Source organism: Enterobacter sp. 01-M-03-SI-ECC, assembly GCF_047530215.1.
GTDB lineage: Bacteria > Pseudomonadota > Gammaproteobacteria > Enterobacterales > Enterobacteriaceae > Enterobacter > Enterobacter chengduensis.
This window is the reverse complement of record NZ_JBLKDA010000001.1, coordinates 275,958-296,430: the sequence shown is the minus strand read 5'-3', so window position 1 is coordinate 296,430 and position 20,473 is coordinate 275,958. Positions and strand designations below refer to the sequence as shown.

The following is a 20,473-nucleotide window of genomic DNA, read 5'->3' as shown; positions in this document are numbered from 1 at the left end:
GGCTGCTGCGCCTTACCCGACCTACGGGATTGTAGGCCCGGTAAGCGCAGCGCCACCGGGCAAACAACAAACCGCACTTCACTTACAAACGAATCGGCGCCGTCGCCTCTTCCAGCCACGCACGCGCCTCGCTGTTCACCAGCGGTGCCAGCGCCTTGCGTACCTGCTGGTGGTATGCATCCAGCCACTGTTTTTCCTGCTCGCTCAGCAGATGCAGCTCAACCTGGCTTAAATCGATCGGGATCAGCGTCAGCGAGGCAAATCTACAGAACCCCGGACGGCTCTCCACAATCTCCACCTGGTTTTCGATACGAATACCGTGGCTGTCGCCCAGATAGTATCCCGGCTCGATAGTCATGATGTTGCCCGCCACCAGCGGCCACGGGTTGACCTTTTTGGCGATGCGATGCGGGTTCTCGTGGATCAGCAGCTGGTGCCCCACGCCGTGTCCCGTGCCGTGATCGTAATCCAGCCCCATCTCCCACAGCGGGCGACGCGCAAACGCATCCAGCTGATGCCCCTGAGTCCCGGAAGGGAACTGCAGGGTAATCAGCGACAGGAAGCCTCTCAGCACGGCAGTGTAGTGCAGGCGCTGCTGCGGATCGACGTTACCCCACGCCAGCGTGCGCGTGGCGTCGGTGGTGCCGTTGTGATACTGACCACCGGAATCATTCAGATAAAAACTATCGCATCTGAGGGGCTTATTGCTGGCCTCGCTCGAATGATAGTGGCACATCGCCGCATTGCTCGAAGAGGCGGAGATAGTCGCAAAGCTCTGCTCGATAAAGCCGGGCTGCTGCTGACGGAACGCAAGCTGCTGCGCCTGGACTTCCAGCTCGGTTAGCGGATTACCTTCCGCCTCACGTCGCGGCACTTCACGGCTCAGCCAGGCCAGGAAGTTAACCCACGCGGCGCCATCCTGGTGATGACATTCGCGATATCCTGCCAGCTCGACCGGGTTTTTGGTGGCTTTCATCAGGGTGATGGGATCGGTTTGCCAGACAATTTCTCCCCGAGGTTCTATGGCGAAGCGCAGGGCAACCGGCGCGGAATCGGCATCAAGCATTACCCGTTTGCCTTCAGCAATCTGCTGACAGCGTTCAATAAAGGTATCCTGCGGCGCAAGGGAGAATGCGTTGCGGACGCTGTCAGGCAGAGCGCTGAGCTTATTGTCGTTAACAAACCATTCGACGTGGCCGTTACGCCCCAGCAGGGCAAAGGAGAGCGGTACCGGGCTATAAGGAATATCCGCGCCGCGCACGTTTAACAGCCAGGCAATGTTATCCGGCAGGGTAATGGCGAGATAATCGGCACCCTTTGCGGCCAGCACGGCGGCGACGCGCTGACGTTTGTCCGCGCTGCGTTCGCCGCTGTGTTCAACCGGCATTTCACGGATAAGCCCCGCCGGTGCGGCAGGGCGGTCGGCCCATAAGGCGTCAAACGGACTGGCCTTCAGGGGCACCAGTTCGCACGGCGTGGCAGACAGTTGTTCAAACTCCGTATTGGTCATCAGCAGCGCGTCAAAACCGATGCGTGTGCCTGCCGCAACGTTTTCTGCCAGCCATTGCGCCAGCGGCTCGTTGTGCAGGTGGTGGATCTCAATCTCATCTGTATTAACCTGGACGCGAGCCTGAACCTGATAGCGCCCGTCAACGAACAGCAGCGCTTTGTTTTTCAGCACCAGCGCCACGCCGGCCGAACCGTCAAATCCCGTCAGCCAGGCCAGCTTTTCGTCGTAGGGCGCGCAGTATTCACTCTGCCAGGCATCCGCACGCGGGACGATCATCCCGTCAAGATGGCTGGCCTCAAGCCAGTGGCGCAGGGCAGAGAGCGGAGATGTGCTGGACATTATTTTTCCTTATTGTTATTAGCGGAACGGCGGCTCGTTGAAGGTACGCAGCTTGCGGGAATGGAGCTTGTCACCTTCCGCCCGCAGCAGGTCAATGGCGCGAATGCCAATTTGCAGGTGCTCTGAGATAGCCCCTTCGTAGAAACGGTTGGCCTGACCGGGCAGCTTTATTTCACCGTGCAGGGGCTTATCGGAGACGCACAGCAGCGTGCCGTAAGGAACGCGGAAGCGATACCCCTGCGCGGCGATGGTGGCGCTCTCCATATCGATCGCTACCGCGCGGCTCAGGTTGAACCGCAGCGCGGATGCGGAGTAGCGCAGCTCCCAGTTGCGATCGTCCGTCGTGACGACCGTACCGGTGCGCAGGCGCTGTTTCACCTCTTCACCCGGCATGCCGCTGACCTCCTTGGTGGCGTCATACAGCGCGCGCTGGACTTCGGCGATGCTCGGGATGGGGATGTCCGGCGGCAGCACCGCATCCAGCACGTGGTCATCGCGCAGATAGGCGTGGGCCAGCACGTAGTCGCCAATCAGCTGGCTTTCGCGCAGGCCGCCGCAGTGGCCAATCATCAGCCACACGTCCGGGCGCAGCACTGCCAGATGGTCGCAGATGGTTTTGGCGTTTGACGGGCCTACGCCGATGTTGATAAGCGTAATGCCCTGGCCGTCGGCGGTGATCAGGTGCCAGGCGGGCATCTGATGTTTTTTCCACGCGAGGTCGGAAATAGCCTGCTCTGGCGCCTCGGTCTCTGCGGTGATCCAGATCCCGCCCGCGCAGGAGAGCGCGATGTAGGGGCTTTCCGGGTCGAGGATCTGGCTGCAGCCCCAGCGGACAAACTCGTCAACGTAGCGGGTGTAGTTAGTAAAAAGCACGAACGGCTGGAAATGTTCGACGGGCGTGCCGGTGTAGTGGCGCAGGCGCGCCAGGGAGAAATCCACCCGGCGGGCGTCAAAGTGCGACAGGGGAGAAAATTCTGCCGGATGATAAATCCCGTCAGCCGTCTCGTCGCCAATTTGTGAAAGCTCGGTGGTCGGGAAATGACGCGTCAGCCCCGCGCTCATGGAGCGGTCCAGCGTCAGCGCCGAGCCGTCAATCACGTAGGGATACGGGATCTCATGCTGCGAAGGCTCAACGGCAATGTGCGCACCGTAATCCTGGTACAACAGCGTGAGCTGTTCTTCAAGATAGGGGCGGAACAGCGCGGGGCGGGTGACGGTGGTGCTGTAGCAGCCGGAGTGGGTAAAACGGGCGTAGGCGCGGGTTTTCGGCGTCGTGCTGGCGCTACCGTCCCAGGTCACAGAGAGCGATGGATAAACAAAAAGGCCCTCGGATCTGGCCTTTTCGTCGGGAAGTTTCCCTGTTTCAATATATTCGCTGATGGCGTTGCGCAGCGCGTTGACGGACTGTTCATACAGCGCGTCGAGTTGTTCCAGCGCCTGAGCCGGGGTCAGGCTGGAGCCCTTATTATTCATCTCTGTCTCCTTGTTCCACAGGTGTGCGACTCTACCCGATAGTATGTCACACGCCTGTGAAACAAAAGGGAGATCAGCCGTGGTGCGTCTCTTTCATCAGCAGCGCCGTCGCCGCCGACAGCAGACAACCGGCCAGCAGATAAATCGCCACGCTGTGCCAGTTACCGCCGGAGAAGGTCACCAGCGCGGCGGCAATAAACGGCGTAAACCCACCGCCGACCACGCTGGCGACCTGGTAGCCCACGCCCGCGCCGCTGTAGCGATAGCTTGCGCCGAACAGCTCGGTAAACATCGGCTGCTGCACGCAGACCACCATATCGTGAGCGATATTCGCGAGCATGATGGCGAAGAGGACGATCCAGAAGACGGACTGCGCCTCCAGCGCCATAAAGAACGGCCAGGCGCTGAGGGTGCCGATCAGCGCCCCGGTGATGTAAACGCGACGGCGGCCAAACCGGTCCGCCAGCCAGGCGAAGCAGGGGATGGTCAGGCAGCTGATCCCGCCGACCAGCAGGCCGATATTCAGGAACAGTTCGCGCGGCAGGCCGAGATTTTGCGTCGAGTAGTTCAGGGCAAACGCGGTGACGATATACATCGTCAGCAGTTCGCACAGGCGCAGGGCGATAATTTTCAGAAAAGCGCCAGGGTGCTGAATCAGGGCTTCCATCACCGGCAGCCGTTTTTTGGCGGCCGGTTTTTCCTGCTGCTTTTCGAACTCAGCGGACTCCTCCATCCCGTTACGGATCCACAGGGCGGCAATCACCAGCACGATGCTGAAGATGAACGGAATGCGCCAGCCCCAGCTCAGGAACTGCTCGTCGGTGGTGAGCTGGCTGATGAACGATACCAGCCCGGTGGAAAGCAGCAGGCCTACGCCGTATCCAACCTGAACGCCGCTGCTGTAAAACGCTTTCCTGTTCTTCGGCGCGCTCTCAACGGACAGCAGCGCCGCGCCGCCCCATTCACCGCCTACCGCGAAGCCCTGGACGGCGCGCAGGGTGACCAGCAGTACCGGTGCCCACCAGCCAATGGCGGAAAACGACGGGAGAACGCCTATCAGCGCGGTGGCGATCCCCATCATCCAGACGGTGAGCATCAGCATGCGCTTGCGGCCGAGACGGTCGCCGAAGTGGCCGAAGATCACCCCGCCCAGCGGGCGAAACAGAAACCCGACGCCAAAGGTGGCAAAGGCGGCGAGCGTGCCCATCGCGGGGCTGACCTGCGGAAAGAACTCGCGGTTAAAGACCAGAGCGGCAGTGATGCCGTAAAGCAGAAAATCATACCAGTCGACGACGGCACCCGCGAAGCTGCCGAGGGCTGCGCGGCGGGCACGATTGAGCGAAGATGTCTCCTCGTTGGGATGTGTGGAGGCGAGAGTGGAGTCCATAGTTGTCCTGTCTGCACTGATTTTTAATTATTGGTATAAGAAAAGGTCACTCACATAGCGGCCGTCATATAAACGGAACCTATGAGACTACCGCGCCTGTGAGCCTGTGCAAACTGATTTTATTTCCTGATGGGTAATGCAAAACGGCTACGCTATGCTTAACAAAGAGCGAAGCGACTGGGGAAGGGAAGATGCGTCGTAAAGAGGCGTTGGGCTGTCTTGCTGCGTTACTTATCAGCCAGAGCGTGCAGGCGGTGAGCTATCCTTTACCGCCGGAGGGCAGTCGTCTGGTGGGGAGCCCGCAGGCTATCACCGTGCCGGACCATAATACGTTACCGCTTGAGGCGTTTGCCGCGAAATACGGGCAGGGGCTAAGCAATATGCAGGAAGCCAACCCCGGCGTGGATCCTTTTCTGCCTAAACCCGGCACCCGGCTGGTCATCCCCCAGCAGCTCATTTTGCCCGACACCGTCCGTGAGGGGATTGTGGTGAACGTGGCGGAAATGCGTCTTTACTATTACCCGCCGGGCAGCAATACCGTGGAAGTGCTGCCCATCGGCATCGGCCAGGCCGGGCGCGAAACCCCGCGAGACTGGGTGACGGCGGTTGAGCGTAAGCAGGAGGGGCCAACCTGGTCTCCGACGCCGAATACGCGGCGCGCCTATGCGGCTGAAGGGAAAACGCTTCCGGCCTTCGTGCCGGCGGGGCCGGATAACCCGATGGGGCTGTACGCGATTTATATCGGCAGGCTGTATGCCATTCACGGCACCAACTCGAATTTCGGCATCGGGCTGCGCGTGAGCCAGGGCTGTATTCGTCTGCGTAATAACGACATCAAATACCTGTTCGATAATGTCCCCGTCGGAACCCGCGTGCAGCTTATCGATCGGCCCGTCAAAGTGACCACCGAGCCGGACGGCAGCCGCTGGGTGGAAGTGCATGAGCCATTATCACGCAATCGCGCGGAGTTTGAATCAACCCGCAAAGTGCCTCTGCCGATGTCAGCCGCGCAGCGGACGCAGCTGATAAACGAGGGCGCGGGTGCCGAACTGGAGCGGCGCTCGGGGATGCCGGTAAAGGTAGGCAACTGAGGGCATGTTAGTCGGGTGGCGGCTGCGCCTTACCCGACCTACAGGACAAGTAGGCCCGGTAAGCGCAGCGCCACCGGGCAATCTTTCCAGACGCATAAAAGCAAAAAGCCTGCTTTAAAAGCAGGCTTTTCAAATTTGGCTCCTCTGACTGGACTCGAACCAGTGACATACGGATTAACAGTCCGCCGTTCTACCGACTGAACTACAGAGGAATCGTGTGAACGGGGCGCATATTATCGACCTGCGTTCGCCTTGTCAAAGGGTGGAGCAACGCCTTTTGATCGTTTGCTGACAAAATCGGCAAAGTGATGTTTTTGGCAGCGAAATGCACCGCTTTGGTGCGACTGTACCCCTAATGGGGCAGATCGGAAACTGCTGTTTCGGTAATAAAACCCCCATCCATGATTAGCTTTCCTTATTTTCAGGCGCTTAGCGGCCAGTCCAGACCGCCTGGTAAAAGTGGCATTCATATTGCAAAACCCGTTCAACAACGACAGCCGGATACGGCACCGCATTTCGAACAGGGGGCAAAATGAACTTAAGACGACTGAAATACTTCGTAAAAATCGTCGATATCGGCAGCCTGACTCAAGCAGCCGAAGTGCTGCATATCGCGCAGCCTGCGCTGAGCCAGCAGGTGGCTACTCTGGAAGGCGAGATGGATCAGCAGTTGCTGATACGCACCAAACGCGGCGTCACGCCAACGGAAGCAGGCAAGATCCTGTATACCCACGCCCGCACCATTCTTCGCCAGTGTGAACAGGCGCAGCTGGCGGTGAATAACGTGGGACAGACCCTGAGCGGACATGTTTCCATCGGTCTGGCACCGGGTACGGCCGCATCGTCTATCACCATGCCGCTGCTGCAGGCCGTCCGCGCCGAGCTGCCGGAAGTGCTGGTGTACCTGCATGAAAACAGTGGCTCCGTCCTGAATGACAAACTGCTGAGCGGCCAGCTGGACATGGCGGTTCTGTACGATCGCTCGCCTGTTGCCGGGATCACCAGCCAGCCGCTGCTGAAAGAAGATCTCTACCTCGTGGGCACCCGCGACTGTCCGGGCCAGAGCGTCGACCTTACCGCCGTGGCAGAGATGAACCTTTATCTGCCGCGCGACTACAGCGCCGTGCGCGTGCGCGTGGACGAAGCGTTCTCCCTGCGCCGCCTGACGGCCAAAATCATTGGCGAAATTGACTCCATCTCCACGCTCACCGCGGCCATTGCCAGCGGCATGGGCGTTACCGTTCTGCCGGAATCCGCCGCGCGCTCGCTGTGCGGTGCGGCAAACGGCTGGATGGCCCGCATCACCACGCCGTCGATGAGCCTGCCGCTGTCGCTGAACATGTCTGCACGCGGTTCGCTGTCGCCGCAGGCGCAGGCGGTAAAAGAGATTTTGATGTCGCTGGTCAGCAAGCCATCGCTTGAGAACCGTGAACTCCAGCTCGTGAGCTGATATTCCATAAAAGCATAAGATGCTGGTTTTTATTATTTGTTCTGCAGCTCGGCTGACTCTAACAATAGAGCTATGTCAGATGCGCCGGAGTGAATCGTGAATTTCCAGCAACTTAAAATTATCCGTGAGGCGGCCAGGCGGGACTACAACCTGACCGAAGTCGCCAATATGCTTTATACCTCTCAGTCCGGCGTTAGCCGCCACATACGCGAGCTGGAAGAGGAGCTGGGTATAGAGATCTTTATCCGCCGCGGCAAGCGGCTGCTCGGCATGACGGAGCCGGGTAAGGCATTGCTCACCATCGCGGAGCGGATCCTCAACGAGGCCAGCAACGTGCGTCGCCTGGCGGATCTCTTCACCAATGACGCCTCGGGCGTGCTCACCATCGCCACCACCCACACCCAGGCGCGCTACAGCCTGCCGCCGGTGATAAAAGCGTTCCGCGAACTCTTTCCTGACGTCCGTCTGGAGCTCATCCAGGGCACGCCGCAGGAAATTGAAGTGCTGCTGCAAAACGGTGGGGCGGATATCGGTATCGCCAGCGAGCGCCTGAGCAACGACCCGCTGCTGGTGGCGTTCCCCTGGTTCCGCTGGTACCACAGCCTGTTACTTCCCGTCGATCATCCGCTGAATCAGGTCTCTCCCCTGACGCTGGAAGATATTGCGAAATGGCCGCTGATTACCTACCGCCAGGGGATCACCGGACGCTCGCGCATTGATGAAGCCTTCAACCGCAAAGGGCTGACGCCCGACGTGGTGCTGAGCGCGCAGGATTCTGACGTGATCAAGACCTACGTCGAGCTGGGCCTGGGCATTGGCCTGGTGGCGGAACAGTCCAGCGGCGAGCGTGAGGACGGGAACCTGGTGCGTCTTGACACGCGTCATCTGTTTGACGCCAACACCGTCTGGCTTGGCCTGAAGCGCGGACAGCTGCAGCGCAACTATGTGTGGCGCTTTATCGAGCTGTGCAACGCCGGGCTGTCGGTGGATGAGATTAAACGCCAGGTCATGGAGCCGGAAGAAGTGGCGATTGATTATCAGATTTAGGTGCGGGTTTGCCCGGTGGAGAAGTGCCTGCCGGGCTCGTCACTCAAATTAATGGATATCTTTTTTTAAACTTGTCTGGTGGAAGTAGGGACGTGCTGCTGCATCAGTTCAACGATCCAATCAATAAAAACGCGCAGTCTGGCGTTGACATGGCGGTTCGGCGGAAATGCCAGGTAAAGGGGCATTGGCTTAATTCGCCAATCCTCAAAGAGCGGAATTAATGCGCCACAAGCCTGATGCGCTGCCGCCATATAGACGGGTAGCGCAATCACGCCTAACCCGGCTAATCCAGCTTCGAGATAAGCGTTGCCATCATCCACGGCGAGCACATAGCTGCCCGTGATTTCAATTTGTTCACTCTCACCGTGCAGTACCAGAGGATCAATCTTGCCGGTGCGCGAGGACAAGAATCCCACTATGCGATGGTCCGTGTTTTCCAGCTCTCTCAGATGTGCAGGGGCGCCGAGGCGTTCCACATAGCTCGGCGCGACGTAAACGCCGATTTGCAAATCGCCGACGTGGCGGGCAATCAGGGACTGGTCGTTGATTTCCCCTCCCCGCAGGACGCAATCCACGTTATCGCCGATCAGATCCACCACCCGGTCACTCACGCCCATGTCGAACTGGATATCAGGGTAGCGCGCGTGAAAAGCCGGCAGCGCGGGCACCAGCACAAGTCGGGCGAGAGGAGTGGGCACATCTACCCGTATTCTTCCCCTGGGCGTTATTGCCGCACTGGACAGGCTGTTCTCAGCATCCTCCATGTCCGCCAGCAGGCGGATTACGCGCTCATAGTAAACCGCGCCATCAGGCGTGACGCCAAGCCTACGGGTCGTGCGGTGGAGCAATTTGACGCGCAGGCGCGCTTCCAGTTGCTGAATAAGCTGCGTCACCGTTGTTTTGCTCATATGAAGCGTTTGGGCAGCCCTGGTGAAGCTGCCTGCCTCCACCACGCGAGCAAAGGCGCGCATCGCATCGAAACGATCCATTCCTTATCCTCTCTTAATGCCGATTGTTTGGATATTACAAACAATGATGGACAAAGTCGCTTGTTTATCTGCCCGATCCCGCACCTTTAAAGTGTCTTCATGTTCACCGGGCAGATTTCACCCCATTACAAAGGTACAAACATGACAGCACGCGAAGCGGTTTTTCCCCTCGGGCGCCAGGCGCTCTATGAACGCAATCGGTATTCACCCGCCATTAAATCTAACGGTTTCCTGTTTGTTTCGGGGCAGGTAGGTAGCCGCGAGGATGGTTCGCCTGAAGAGGACCTCAACGCGCAGGTTCGGCTGGCATTCGATAACCTTAATGCTGTTCTCACGGCTGCGGGCTGCACGTTCGATGACGTGGTTGATGTTACCCTTTTTGTTGTCGATCCCGAGTCAAACCTCGACGCTATCTGGCGCATCCTGCCAGAATACTGGGGGGAAGCGCCTTACCCTACCTTGACGGGGATAGGCGTGACGTGGCTGTACGGATTCCAGTTTGAGATTAAGGTGATTGCCCGGCTGCCCTAGGGGTACGGGTCTTTCCGCCGGTCGTGCGGTAACTTGATGACAGCAGCGGTTTATTGCCCGGTGGCGCTGCGCTTATCGTGCCTATGGTCCCGTAGGTCGGGTAAGGCGCAGTCGCCACCCGACAACCTTTCCAGATGCAGAAAAGCAAAAAGCCTGCTTTAAAAGCAGGCTTTTTAAATTTGGCTCCTCTGACTGGACTCGAACCAGTGACATACGGATTAACAGTCCGCCGTTCTACCGACTGAACTACAGAGGAATCGTGTGAACGAGGCGCATAGTAGCGACCTCAGTACGCCTTGTCAAAGGGTGAAACCGCGCTTTTTGTTCGTTTGCTGACAATTTCAGCAAATTGCTGATTTTATAGTAAATTCGCGTTCAAATTACACAGCAAATGCGCCGCCCGCAGGCGGCGCATAGGATTAGAACAGTACGGAGTAGTTCAGGCCAAACGTCCGTCCGCGGCCTTTATAGGTATACAGGCCCGGTGCACCGTAGGTTGGGCTATACAGTCCCGGCGCGCGCTGGCCCCAGGCGGTGGTGTAGTCTTTGTCCAGCAGGTTTTCCACGCTGAAGCTGACTTTCCCCACCGGCAGGGCGTAGCTGCCCAGGAAGTCTACCGTGTTATAGCCATCGATCTTCTTGCCGTCGGCGTCAGAGACGTCAAAGGTCTGCGTGCTCTGCACGCGCAGGGTCCAGTCGCCCGGGGCCCAGTTGACCCATGCGCTGGCTTTCGACGGGCTGGCGCTGTCGACCGTCAGCTTCTCCCATTTGCCGTTTTCGCGGGTTTCAGACTTGATGGCGTTAAAGTTCGCCCCGGTGCTCCAGTCGCTGTCGGTGAAGAAATAGTCCACCTGGCCTTCTACCCCGTAGATACGACGCTTGTCGTCTTCCAGGTTGATGGTCATGTCCGTCTTGTTGATGGTGATGGTTTTATCCGAGAGCGAGTAATACGCCGCAACCTGCGTGCGCAGGTTATCCCCGGTATAGCGCCAGCCCAGCTCGTACGCGTTGACCTTGATACCGTCCAGCGTTGAGTCGTTCACGTTGACGCTGTTCAGCAGGCGATAGTGGCCGTTGCTGAGCTGATAGGTGCCGGAGCCGTAGTACTTCGCCAGGTCCGGAATTTCGAAGCCCTGGGAGAAGTTAAACCACACCTGCTGCTGTTCGGTCAGGCGACCGAGGATCCCGGCGTTAAACAGGAAGTTGTTGTAATCGGTTTTCCCGCCCGGCACCGCGTCGGCGGAGGTGGCTTTCCCGGTAGCGATGGCCTGCTGCTGGGCGTAGCCGACAAAGTCGTCCACCTTGTTCTCGGTGTACTGGTAGCGCACGCCGCCGCTCAGGGTGATGGCGTCAATGTCGTAGCTGGCCTGCAGGAACGGGGCGAGGTTGGTGATGCTGTAGCCCGGGTAGCGGCCCACGTTGTAGGCGTTTTCCAGCTCCATGCCGCCACTCGCCGCGGCTTTGCTCAGGTTAAAGAACTGCTGGTTGGCGTCAAAGGTTTCGTGGTCGGCATCCACGCCCCAGGTCAGCGTTAAATCGTCTACCGGCTTGCTGTTCAGCGTCAGCTTGCCGCCGTAAAAATCGGTTTTCTGCTGCGACGCGCCGATGCTGCTCACCACGCCTTTGGTCAGAGTTGGGAACGGATAGTAGGTCAGGCTTTCGTCGCGATAGTAAATCTGCGCGACCAGATCCTGGCCCCAGAAGTCGGTATTGGAATACTGCAGGTTGATCAGGTGGCGCTCGGTGCCCGGTACGCGGTCAGAATCGAGGTTCCCTTTGTTATAGGCGGTAGCATCCCCCGTGACCGCCGAGAAGTTCTTCCCGAGATACAGCCCGTGCTTGCCGTCGGACTCGCTCTTGTAGTACTGGGTCGTCAGCTGCAGCTGCTGGTGCTCGTCAATATTGAGGGTGCCGGTTCCCATCACGTCGATACGGTCGGAATACTGCAGGCCGGTCTGGGTGTTATCAATGATCACCTCGTCGCCGTTGCCGTCGTACCAGCCGCCGTAGCGCTGATACGACACCGACAGACGGCCGGAGGCGTTGTCGTTGCCGCCGCTGACCGCTGCCGACACGTTCTCATCGTGGTCGTTATGGCTGTTAAACCCGCTCTTTGCCCCGGTCTGGAACTCCACTTCGGTTTCCGGCTGGCCCTTTTTGGTGACGATGTTCACCAGGCCGCCGGTGCTGCCGCCGCCGTACAGTGACGTGGCGCCGGAGATCACTTCGATACGGTCAATGTTGAACGGATCGATGGAGTCGAGCTGGCGGCTGTCGCTGCGGGAGGAGTTCAGGCGGACGCCGTCCACCATCACCATCATCGAGCGGCCGCGCAGGTTCATGCCGTAGTTGGTACGCCCCTGGCTGCTGACGTCCATGCCCGGGATCAGCTGCGCCAGCACCTCTTTAATCTCTTTCCCGCCCTGAACCTGCTGCTCAATTTCAGCCCGCTCAATGACCCAGGTGGTCTGCGCCATCTCCGCCACGCTGCGGTGCGCGCGGCTGGCGGAGACAACGATATTTTCTTCCTTTTGTTCTTCCGCCCACGCAGAGGTAGAAAGCATTGCAAGCAAGCAAGGATTTAAAACCCAAAGATGAGAACGTTTCATTGTTATGTTGACCCTGATTGTGTGTGTCAGTACTCGGTGGTTTTTGCTAAGGATTTAAAAACCTGGCTGTTATCCGGGCGGGTCGTGCTTCGCCAGTGGATAACGCCAGGGGTGGTAGCCAGCTCAAACGGCTCGTCGGGGTGGGCGCGATTCAGAATGCGCGCCGCGCGCCAGGCCATCAGGCTGAGCTGGGGTTCGGCAATGCCGAGACGGTGCATCCCGGCATTCACGGCGAACAGGCGGTTGCTCTGCGGGCCGTCCCATTCGAGGGTGAAATCATTGTTGATGCAGAAGGCTTCATCCGCATCCAGCTGCAGGCGGTGGGACAGCGGCGCGAGGAACGCGGGCTGAACGGCGCGGTAGCCGGTGGCGAAAATGACCACGTCGGTATCCAGCTGCTCGCGGCCGCCGTCGAGGTGATGCTGAATGCTCAGGCGCTGACCGTTTTCCTGACGCGCCAGCGACGTCACCGAGCGGGACGGCAGAAGGTGCGCCCACGGTTTTTCACGCAGCACCTCAAAGCGGTGGTACATGGCGCGGTAAATCGCCAGCAGGGACTCGGTGGTGATGCCGTCGGAGGTCATCTTCTGCTCGTGCAGCATCTGGCGACGCGCCTCTTCACCCAGCGTGGAGAAGCTGTCCACGTACTCCGGCGTGAAGTACTCGTTGGCAAAGGCGGCTTCATCCAGCGCGTTGTAGTTGTTGCGGCGCGAGATCCAGTTCAGGCTCAGCGGCTGGCCCCACTCGCCGCGGAAGATATTCAGGAACAGGTCGGCGCCGCTCTGGCCGCCGCCAACGACGGTGACGCGCTTGCCCGCGAGATCCGGGGTGCGCAGCATCATCTCGCTGGCGTGGAAGCAGGTATCGTCCTGCGTCGTAACGCAGTCCGGGAGGTTGCTCTGTTTGCCTATCCCCACGCAGACGTGGCGCGCCAGGAAGCGATCGCGCTGGGTCACGACCTCAAACAGGCCGCTTTCCTCGTCAAAGTTCACCTGCTGCACCTGCTGGCTGAAGGCGAGATTGGTGAGGTTGTCCGCTGCCCAGCACAGGTAGTCCGCAAACTCTTCCCGCGAAACGGTGCGCTGCTCGGTGGTCAGAAAGCGGTAGAACTTTTTACGCTGTACCAGGTAGTTCAGGAAGCTGTGGCGGTTGGTCGGCTCCACGGCGCTGACCAGATCCTTCAGGAAGCTGGTCTGCATGTGGCAGTCCGGCACCATCATCCCCGGGTGCCAGGAGAAGTGCGGTTTACGCTCAAGAAACAGCGAGCTAAAGCCGTCCAGCCCTTCCGCCAGCGCGGCGATGCTGAGGTTAAACGGGCCAATACCAATGCCGATGAAATCATAGGTTTTCATTGCGCGGACTCCCGGGAGGCGAGAAACAGAGGGTTATCAAGGTCGGTAACGTAGTTCGGCAGCATGCGGCTGCCGCCGTCGTGTTCGGAGAAGGTCAGCTTGACCGGGTTGAGGATCACGCGAATAATTTGCGGCTTAAACAGGTCGAACGTCGCGAAGCGTTCAGCAAGCTCAGGGTGCGCGGCCATATAGCGGTGCAGAACGCCGGCGAGGATCTGATAGAAGCGCGCTTCGCTGACGCCGCTTTGCTGGGTGAGGCGTGAGATAAAGCGCAGCACCGTGACAAAGTTGCCGGTTTGCAGGTCGTGAATAATGTAATCCGCGCTAAGGCGCGCCGTGACGGCCTTTACCTGCTCCGGCAGGCTCTGCGCCTGCGGGAAATCTTCATCCACCAGGCGCATATCGCCCTGGAAATCCTTCAGCAGGATGCGCTGCGGCACGTAGTCCTTCATCACCAGCGTCACGTTCTGCCCGTGGGCGATCAGCGCCACCCCGTAGCGGCAGAGCAGGTGATAGAACGGGATCACCGATGCCTCAAATAGCTTTTCCAGCCACGCGTCGGCGCTTAAGCCGGAGTGCGCGATCCACGCGTCAATCAGCGGACGCCCGGCGTTGTCGGTTTCCATCAGCGCCGCCAGCAGGACCGCCTGTTCACCGTCCTGCAGATAGCAGGACGGGTTCTCGCGCCAGATCACCCCCAGCATCTCCTGGTAGCGGTAGGGCGCTTTCGGCAATGCGGCATAGCCAGGATGCGACACGTAGCCGGCGGCGGGTTCGCCAAGCACCTGCGCGCCGGAGCGGGCAAGCGTAGCGTCGGCGGTGAACTGCTGCTGTAGCCAGCGAGAGGCCAGCGGCCCGGCGGCAATGTATTTGCCCGGGATCCCGCGATAGCAGGAGGTATTGTAGATGGTCAGCGGCAGCTTGATGTCATACGGCGCGCGACGGCTGGCGTTGGTGAGCGTGCGCAGAGACTGCTGCGCCAGATACTCATCGCCAAACTCGCCCAGCTCAACCATCTCACCGCGCGCCAGCTGCGCCACGAAGTGAATGGCTATTTTTTGCTGCCACTGCCACGGGTGCAGCGGCACCGGCAGCCAGCCGTCGTCGAGACCCAGCGCCTGCCAGCGGGCATCAAACCGGGCGCGCTCGGCATTGTCCATGGCGCTGGACAGCAGGCTGTGAATGTCGCAATCGACGTCGCTGCTCCAGACCAGATGCTCCCGGGGCACGGCGATCCAGTGCAGGCGGAAACGCCCGCGGTACTCCGGCGCGTACTGGCGCAGGGCGTCCAGCCCCCAGCCGCGGCGTCCCTTGTTGAAAATAAACTTCGGGTGGCCGCTCATCAGACACTGTAATTCGTCCGGGTCGAGGTGGATCAGCGCGTCCGCGTCCAGCCCTTCACGCGCCTGCAGCAGCTGCATGTCGCCGCGCAGCGTGGCGTAGAGATCTTCCATGTGCTCCGCCGTTTGCGCGTCGCTCATCTCCAGCACCGTCGCCAGCTGCAGCAGCGCGCTTTCCGCCTCCACGACATTGCCGCTGGCGGTGGTCAGGCTGTCCGGGTCGATATGCAGCCAGCCCCAGATCCCGCGCGCGGCGCGAAACTGCCATGTTTCGCTGCCCATGGTGATTTGCCAGCGGTCCACGTCGAGGGATTCGGCGCGCAGAGTGCGTTCATATTCCAGCTCGGCGAGGATCTTCCCTACCATCTCGCGGTTCACTTTCTGCCAGCGCGCGTTCACAGGCCCACCTCGCTGAAGAAGCGGTGACGCTGGCTCATGATGAGACGCGAGCGCTTATGCGGGAAGTCGAACTCTTTCACCGTGTCAAAACCGGCGCAGGCCAGATGGCGGAACAGGCGCTGGTTGTCGAAGCGCGGCTCGGCCACAATCCGCGTGGTGCGCGGCTCATTGAGATACAGATAGTGGCTCAGGCCGCGCAGCCAGCTGCGGATGTACTGCGCGCCGCGCCAGCTCTCTTCGCCCACCAGCATGTGCAGCCCGCGGTCAAACGGCTGCCAGCGGTAGTGGCGGCCAATGCGGTCTTCGGCCGCCCAGTAGAGTTCAAAATAGCCGAACGGCTGGTCGTCGAAGCAGCCGATGACCGGGTAGCAGTACGCTGAGTCGAGCTGACGGCGCAGGTAGCTTTCCTGCTCGGCCTGCGGGCCCGCCATCTCCCAGAAGGCGTTAACGCGCGGGTTATTCATCCATTGGGTAAAGCGCTCGCCGTCCAGCGCCACGTCGGCCACGCGGAAGCTCAGCGTGCGCTTAATTTGCGGATCGTAACGACGATATACCTCGCCCTCGGGGCGGTGAGGGCGCAGCGGGAAGTACAGCTGGCGGCTCTCGTCAAACAGCATACCGCCGCTGGCCTGCGGCTGCTCGCCTTTCAGCCACAGCGGCAGCTGCCAGAAGGTTTCACGCGCCAGATAGTCCCCGTGGGCGAGGCTAAACAGCGCCTTTGCCTGGGGTTCATCCTGCCAGGCTGCCCACGGCAGGGTAATGCCGGTCAGCGCGGGGGCCGCCACAAACAGCTGATCCAGGGCTTCCACCAGCCAGCCGTCCGGGATCGCATTCAGACGCTCCAGCACCGCGCTGCCGTCGAGACCCAACGTCAGCGGCAGGGCGCGATCCGTTGTGGTGCAGCGAAAGCCGTAGCCGGAATGGACGATATTCGCGATGGCCATTACGCCTTCTCCTTGTAAAACGGGTTGCTAAAGTCGAAATAGATCACCGCCGGATCGGCGATGGTGTTTTCATTGCGATCGTGCAGATAGCAGAAGAAGTTGCCTTTGCAGTTCCAGGTCGGGCTGTCGAGCACGTAGTCGAGGCAGCGGGTCTGCTTCGCGGTCTGGCGCAGACCCACCAGCGCGTCGCGCACGCGGGACATCAGGTTCTCCTCGCTGTCGAAACCGGCGGCGGCGAGGGCGGCGGTGACGGCAAGGGTAGAGTTCAGCAGGAGGTAGTAAGGGAAGTAGCGCAGCAGCTGACTCTCACCGAAGCGGTTTTCTACCTCCGTTTCGCCCGCCTCTTTCAGCCACGCGTCGGCCCCTTCGGTCCAGGCGCTGCCCTGGCAGTCGCGGTAGATAAGTCCGACCGGGAAATCCTGCTGCATCTCGACGAGGATATTTTGCTGGTGCGCCAGCAGGACCAGACCGTAGTCCGCCTCGGCGCTGAACAGCGGCAGCAGCACGCGGTCGCAGTAGGCGTCCAGCCAGCAGCGGGCGGCCTGGGCGAACGGTAAATCCAGACGCTGGCTCAGGCGGCGCACCGCGGAGGCCAGCAGGCTGTCGCCGCCGTCCGGCGCGGCCTGGGTCAGGCTGACCAGCACGTTGGTCTGGGTGTCAGGCGTGTCGAACAGCAGGTTGACGCGCAGGGCCATCAGGCTCTCTTCCTGAACCGTGCCGCTTTCGTCACGCAGCCCCGCCCAGCCGTCTTCCTGCATCACGCGCATGGTCGGGTAGCGCGCCTGTAAATCCTGCCAGCGTTCCGTTTTCGCCAGATGCGCCAGGCGCATGCCGCGCTTCACCTCTTTGACCGACAGCGTGCGCACGGAGTTGGTCAGACGCACGCTGAGGGAGAACTTAATCATGTCGCTGTTGCTTTCGCTGTACAGCGAGCGGGAGGAGCTGGTGGGCAGCCACTGCGCGCCCGCCTCGCCCAGATCCTGCAATGCACCGTTTTCCACCAGACGCTGGCACCAGGCCTGCTCCAGCAGATAGTCGGCCTGCCACGGATGCATCGGCAGCAGCCAGCGGGTGTCGGTGAAGTGGCCGAGCAGCTCGGGCGCGCTCTGGGCCGCGAAGCGCAGCAGGCGCTCACGCAGGGAGACGTTCAGGCTGTCACCGGCCACGAGCGTGCTCTCAACGGCAAACCAGCGCAGCGGAAAGCGGGAGGCGAAGTCGGGCAGATAGCGACGCGCCTCGGTTTCGCTGAACGGCTCGTGCGACTTCGGCGCCGGGTGAAACGCGTGGCCGACCAGCAGCGCCTGTTCGGCTTCGGCAAACGTCAGCGGCTTATCGCGCAGGGCTGCCCAGCCGTGGCGCAGATCGATCGCCTGCCAGGTGTGCGCATGGCTTTCAAGGACGCGCTGCTTAAAGCGCGCCAGCGTATCGACATCCAGCGAGCCTTTCACGGACGGTTTTTCAAGAATTAAATCAACCAGTTGGGTAAATGTGACGGCGTCACCATCATCTTTGTTGCGTTGAATAAGCGTTGCCGGAAAACGGTACTGATGATGCTGAGTGGGAGAGAAATAGCGTACCGGCACCCGAAGCGCCTGGGTTTGGGAAAGCGGGATATGGATCTCAGATAGCGCATCCGCGGCGGTAGCGGGGAGATAGCGCCAGTCCTTCGTTTCGCGCAACAGGGCGTTTAAAAAACACTGGGCCGCAACGTCTGTACCGGCAGAGCGGGGCAGAGCACGCATAGGTGTACCTCATTCCATGATTGATAATAATTCTCGTTATGATATTCATTCTGTTTACAGTCGCAACCATTTTTGCAATATTTGTTTTCATAAACTTCATGATTTCCACACATTTATTGACACTATGTTCACATTCTTATGCGCGCTGACTCTGAAACCCTGACGGAAAACGTCACCTCAAAAGCTAACTGGACCCTGGCGCTATCTGCGGGTTTACTGGGTATCGGGCAAAACGGCCTGCTGGTGATGCTCCCGCTGCTGGTGACCCTGACCGGGCTGTCGCTTTCGGTCTGGGCCGGGCTGCTGATGTTTGGATCCATGCTCTTTTTACCGGCATCGCCCTGGTGGGGACGCCAGAGCGAGCGGAGAGGGTGCAAGGCGGTGATGCTGGCCTCGCTGAGCGGCTACCTGGCCAGCTTCGCCGTCATGGCGCTGGTGGTCTGGGCGTTGGCGGCCGGCAGGCTGGACCCGGCCTGGGGGCTGGCGGGGCTGATCTTCTCGCGCCTGCTCTACGGACTGACGGTCTCAGGTTTGGTGCCTGCGGCCCAGACGTGGGCGATTCAGCGTGCGGGGCTGGATAAAAGAATGTCGGCGCTGGCGACGATAAGCTCCGGCCTCAGCTGCGGACGCTTGCTCGGCCCGCCGCTGGCGGCGCTGATGCTCAGCGTCAGCCCGGTGGCGCCGCTCTGGCTGATGGCGATCGCGCCGTTAGTTGCCCTGCTGCTGGTGCTACGCGAAGCCGCAGATCCGCCGCTGCCGCCGGTGGCGCACCAGGCGACCCGCCTGCAGGCCTCCATGCTGCCGTTCCTGCTGCTGGCGCTGCTGCTGGCGGCGCTGGTGAGCCTGATGCAGCTTGGCCTGTCACCGCATCTTAGCCCGCTGCTGGACGGCAACGCCCGCGAGATCGGCCATCATGTCGCGCTTCTGCTGAGCCTGGCCGCGCTGGCGACGCTCGCGGCGCAGTTTCTGGTGGTTCGCCCGCAGCATTTCACCCCGATGACGCTGCTCTGCATCGCGGCGGTGCTGATGGTGGCAGGGCTTGGGCTGATGTCCCTCGCGGGTTTAACGCTGTTCTACGTGGGTATCGTTATTACGTCACTCGGGGCGGCGATGGCCACGCCGGGCTACCAGCTGCTGCTGAACGATCGGCTCACCACCGGGAAGGGCGCGGGCGTCATCGCCACCAGCCATACGTTAGGCTACGGCCTCAGCGCGCTGCTGGTGCCCGTGGTGACGCGCTTTTTCTCAGAGCAATCTTTGACGGTGGCCGCATGGGGAATGGCGTTGCTGTTTTTAGCGGTGAGCATCGGGGTACGGTCAACCGCGCGTACCCGTCCTGAAAAACCTTAATGGATCTGGCGGGAGGCCTGCCCGTCAGACGCTTCATTTTGCCGCAGGCGCTGCAGGGGATCCTGCTGATAGAACTGGCAGAAACGCTGCCACAGCGCCGGGAAACGGGGCGCGAAGAGCTCGGGCGCGCTGAAGAAATACTCCGAAAGCACCGCAAAGCACTCGGCCGGGTCGGTTGCCGCGTAGGCGTCAATGCTGGCCGCGCTTTCGCCCACCAGGTCTATTTCATCCTGGATGTTATCCATCGCCGCATGCAGGTCGTGCTCCCAGCCTGCCACCTCGCGAAGCGGGATCAGCGGGACGCCGCTGGCGCGATCGCCGTTGCGGGTATCCAGCTTGTGCGCCACCTCATGAATAACCAGGTTAAAACCGGAGGCGTCGAACGAGTCCTGAATATCGAGCCAGTTGAGGATAATCGGCCCCTGCTGCCAGCTCTGTCCGGACTGCACCACGCGCTGGTTGTGCACCAGCCCGATATCGTCCTGCCACTCATCGTCGACGATGAACGGCGCAGGGTAGATCAGCACCTCGTGGAAACCGTCCAGCCACTCAATACCGAGCTCAAGCACCGGCAGGCAGAAAAGCAGGGCGATGCGCGCGTTTTTCAGGGGATCGAGTTCAAACCCCTGCAGCGGCACCAGGCGTTTTTGCTGCAAAAAACGATCCGCCAGCTGAACCAGCTTCGCTTGTTCATCCGGGTTTAGATTCGCCAGAACCGGGATCGTCAGCGCCTCATCCCACGGCAGCGCCATATCCCGGCCAGCCTCATTCGTTTTCCAGGGCCACTTTATCATCGCTTTGCTCGCAAACTCGTCACTTGAACAAAAATGGGAAAGTCAGATTAGGTTAAGATGCCAGAAAATTGCTCGCGGCGACAATTCCAGCCCGAATAAACTATCATTCGTACGTAGCGGTGGGTA

The 20,473-nt window shown here is 60.3% G+C and carries 15 protein-coding genes and 2 tRNA genes; 5 read left to right on the top strand and 12 right to left on the bottom strand.

From position 1 onward, the window contains the following. Positions 1-82 precede the first annotated feature (82 nt). From ACMWKK_RS01410 to shiA, 3 genes are all read right to left on the bottom strand, one after another. A complete protein-coding gene (locus ACMWKK_RS01410) occupies positions 83-1,849 on the bottom strand; it encodes an aminopeptidase P family protein (RefSeq protein ID WP_112781342.1) in 1,767 nt (588 codons plus the stop codon). 18 nt (positions 1,850-1,867) lie between these two features. Further along, positions 1,868-3,322 (bottom strand): AMP nucleosidase, encoded by a 1,455-nt coding sequence (locus ACMWKK_RS01405; protein ID WP_045328134.1) that lies wholly within the window; start codon positions 3,320-3,322, stop codon positions 1,868-1,870. A gap of 73 nt (positions 3,323-3,395) precedes the next feature. Then, complete coding sequence (shiA, locus tag ACMWKK_RS01400; protein ID WP_112781343.1) at positions 3,396-4,709, bottom strand: shikimate transporter; 1,314 nt, start codon at positions 4,707-4,709, stop codon at positions 3,396-3,398. Between the two features lie 191 nt (positions 4,710-4,900). Here shiA and ldtA point away from each other — a divergent pair, with 191 nt between their 5' ends. Continuing rightward, on the top strand, positions 4,901-5,800 hold the full coding sequence (gene ldtA, locus ACMWKK_RS01395) for a L,D-transpeptidase (protein ID WP_112781344.1): 900 nt from the start codon (positions 4,901-4,903) through the stop codon (positions 5,798-5,800). Positions 5,801-5,936: 136 nt separating this feature from the next. On the opposite strand, the gene ACMWKK_RS01390 is transcribed toward ldtA, so the two are convergent. Next, a tRNA-Asn gene (locus tag ACMWKK_RS01390) sits at positions 5,937-6,012 on the bottom strand. A 320-nt stretch (positions 6,013-6,332) separates the two neighbouring features. Here ACMWKK_RS01390 and nac point away from each other — a divergent pair. Next, positions 6,333-7,250, top strand: coding sequence for a nitrogen assimilation transcriptional regulator NAC (nac, locus tag ACMWKK_RS01385; protein WP_045328137.1), 918 nt, complete (start codon positions 6,333-6,335; stop codon positions 7,248-7,250). Between the two features lie 96 nt (positions 7,251-7,346). Further along, positions 7,347-8,297 (top strand): HTH-type transcriptional regulator Cbl, encoded by a 951-nt coding sequence (cbl, locus tag ACMWKK_RS01380; RefSeq protein ID WP_010432106.1) that lies wholly within the window; start codon positions 7,347-7,349, stop codon positions 8,295-8,297. A gap of 65 nt (positions 8,298-8,362) precedes the next feature. On the opposite strand, the gene ACMWKK_RS01375 is transcribed toward cbl, so the two are convergent. Continuing rightward, positions 8,363-9,286 (bottom strand): LysR family transcriptional regulator, encoded by a 924-nt coding sequence (locus ACMWKK_RS01375; protein ID WP_112781345.1) that lies wholly within the window; start codon positions 9,284-9,286, stop codon positions 8,363-8,365. A 141-nt stretch (positions 9,287-9,427) separates the two neighbouring features. Here ACMWKK_RS01375 and ACMWKK_RS01370 point away from each other — a divergent pair, with 141 nt between their 5' ends. Next, positions 9,428-9,817, top strand: a complete 390-nt coding sequence (locus tag ACMWKK_RS01370; protein WP_112781346.1) for a RidA family protein — start codon at positions 9,428-9,430, stop codon at positions 9,815-9,817. 180 nt (positions 9,818-9,997) lie between these two features. Here ACMWKK_RS01370 and ACMWKK_RS01365 read toward each other — a convergent pair. From ACMWKK_RS01365 to ACMWKK_RS01340, 6 genes are all read right to left on the bottom strand, one after another. Next, a tRNA-Asn gene (locus ACMWKK_RS01365) sits at positions 9,998-10,073 on the bottom strand. A gap of 163 nt (positions 10,074-10,236) precedes the next feature. Continuing rightward, complete coding sequence (locus tag ACMWKK_RS01360) at positions 10,237-12,426, bottom strand: TonB-dependent siderophore receptor (RefSeq protein WP_112781347.1); 2,190 nt, start codon at positions 12,424-12,426, stop codon at positions 10,237-10,239. Between the two features lie 26 nt (positions 12,427-12,452). Further along, positions 12,453-13,778, bottom strand: coding sequence for a lysine N(6)-hydroxylase/L-ornithine N(5)-oxygenase family protein (locus ACMWKK_RS01355; RefSeq protein WP_112781348.1), 1,326 nt, complete (start codon positions 13,776-13,778; stop codon positions 12,453-12,455). Then, the gene (gene iucC / locus ACMWKK_RS01350; RefSeq protein WP_112781349.1) at positions 13,775-15,517 is read right to left on the bottom strand and encodes an IucA/IucC family protein; all 1,743 of its coding nucleotides are present in this window, start codon (positions 15,515-15,517) and stop codon (positions 13,775-13,777) included. Before iucC ends, ACMWKK_RS01355 begins: the two co-directional genes overlap by 4 nt. Then, positions 15,514-16,461 carry a GNAT family N-acetyltransferase gene (locus ACMWKK_RS01345; protein ID WP_112781350.1) on the bottom strand — a complete coding sequence of 316 codons (948 nt, stop codon included), beginning with the start codon at positions 16,459-16,461 and terminating at the stop codon, positions 15,514-15,516. Before ACMWKK_RS01345 ends, iucC begins: the two co-directional genes overlap by 4 nt. Beyond that, positions 16,461-18,203 (bottom strand): IucA/IucC family protein, encoded by a 1,743-nt coding sequence (locus ACMWKK_RS01340; protein ID WP_406542736.1) that lies wholly within the window; start codon positions 18,201-18,203, stop codon positions 16,461-16,463. Before ACMWKK_RS01340 ends, ACMWKK_RS01345 begins: the two co-directional genes overlap by 1 nt. Positions 18,204-18,341: 138 nt before the next feature. On the opposite strand from ACMWKK_RS01340, the gene ACMWKK_RS01335 reads away from it, so the two are divergent. Next, positions 18,342-19,553, top strand: a complete 1,212-nt coding sequence (locus ACMWKK_RS01335) for an MFS transporter (RefSeq protein ID WP_112781352.1) — start codon at positions 18,342-18,344, stop codon at positions 19,551-19,553. Here ACMWKK_RS01335 and mtfA read toward each other — a convergent pair. After that, positions 19,550-20,347, bottom strand: coding sequence for a DgsA anti-repressor MtfA (gene mtfA, locus ACMWKK_RS01330; RefSeq protein WP_048994860.1), 798 nt, complete (start codon positions 20,345-20,347; stop codon positions 19,550-19,552). The genes ACMWKK_RS01335 and mtfA overlap by 4 nt on opposite strands. Positions 20,348-20,473: the final 126 nt, after the last annotated feature.

What these genes read in the sequence shown, in the direction of transcription:
- shiA (WP_112781343.1), bottom strand. Translation starts at nt 4,709, where the DNA reads ATGGACTCCACTCTCGCCTCCACACATCCCAACGAGGAGACATCTTCG.
- ACMWKK_RS01375 (WP_112781345.1), bottom strand. Translation starts at nt 9,286, where the DNA reads ATGGATCGTTTCGATGCGATGCGCGCCTTTGCTCGCGTGGTGGAGGCA.
- ACMWKK_RS01360 (WP_112781347.1), bottom strand. Translation starts at nt 12,426, where the DNA reads ATGAAACGTTCTCATCTTTGGGTTTTAAATCCTTGCTTGCTTGCAATG.
- ldtA (WP_112781344.1), top strand. Translation starts at nt 4,901, where the DNA reads ATGCGTCGTAAAGAGGCGTTGGGCTGTCTTGCTGCGTTACTTATCAGC.
- ACMWKK_RS01355 (WP_112781348.1), bottom strand. Translation starts at nt 13,778, where the DNA reads ATGAAAACCTATGATTTCATCGGCATTGGTATTGGCCCGTTTAACCTC.
- ACMWKK_RS01340 (WP_406542736.1), bottom strand. Translation starts at nt 18,203, where the DNA reads ATGCGTGCTCTGCCCCGCTCTGCCGGTACAGACGTTGCGGCCCAGTGT.
- ACMWKK_RS01335 (WP_112781352.1), top strand. Translation starts at nt 18,342, where the DNA reads ATGCGCGCTGACTCTGAAACCCTGACGGAAAACGTCACCTCAAAAGCT.
- mtfA (WP_048994860.1), bottom strand. Translation starts at nt 20,347, where the DNA reads ATGATAAAGTGGCCCTGGAAAACGAATGAGGCTGGCCGGGATATGGCG.
- ACMWKK_RS01410 (WP_112781342.1), bottom strand. Translation starts at nt 1,849, where the DNA reads ATGTCCAGCACATCTCCGCTCTCTGCCCTGCGCCACTGGCTTGAGGCC.
- nac (WP_045328137.1), top strand. Translation starts at nt 6,333, where the DNA reads ATGAACTTAAGACGACTGAAATACTTCGTAAAAATCGTCGATATCGGC.
- ACMWKK_RS01405 (WP_045328134.1), bottom strand. Translation starts at nt 3,322, where the DNA reads ATGAATAATAAGGGCTCCAGCCTGACCCCGGCTCAGGCGCTGGAACAA.
- ACMWKK_RS01345 (WP_112781350.1), bottom strand. Translation starts at nt 16,461, where the DNA reads ATGGCCATCGCGAATATCGTCCATTCCGGCTACGGCTTTCGCTGCACC.
- ACMWKK_RS01370 (WP_112781346.1), top strand. Translation starts at nt 9,428, where the DNA reads ATGACAGCACGCGAAGCGGTTTTTCCCCTCGGGCGCCAGGCGCTCTAT.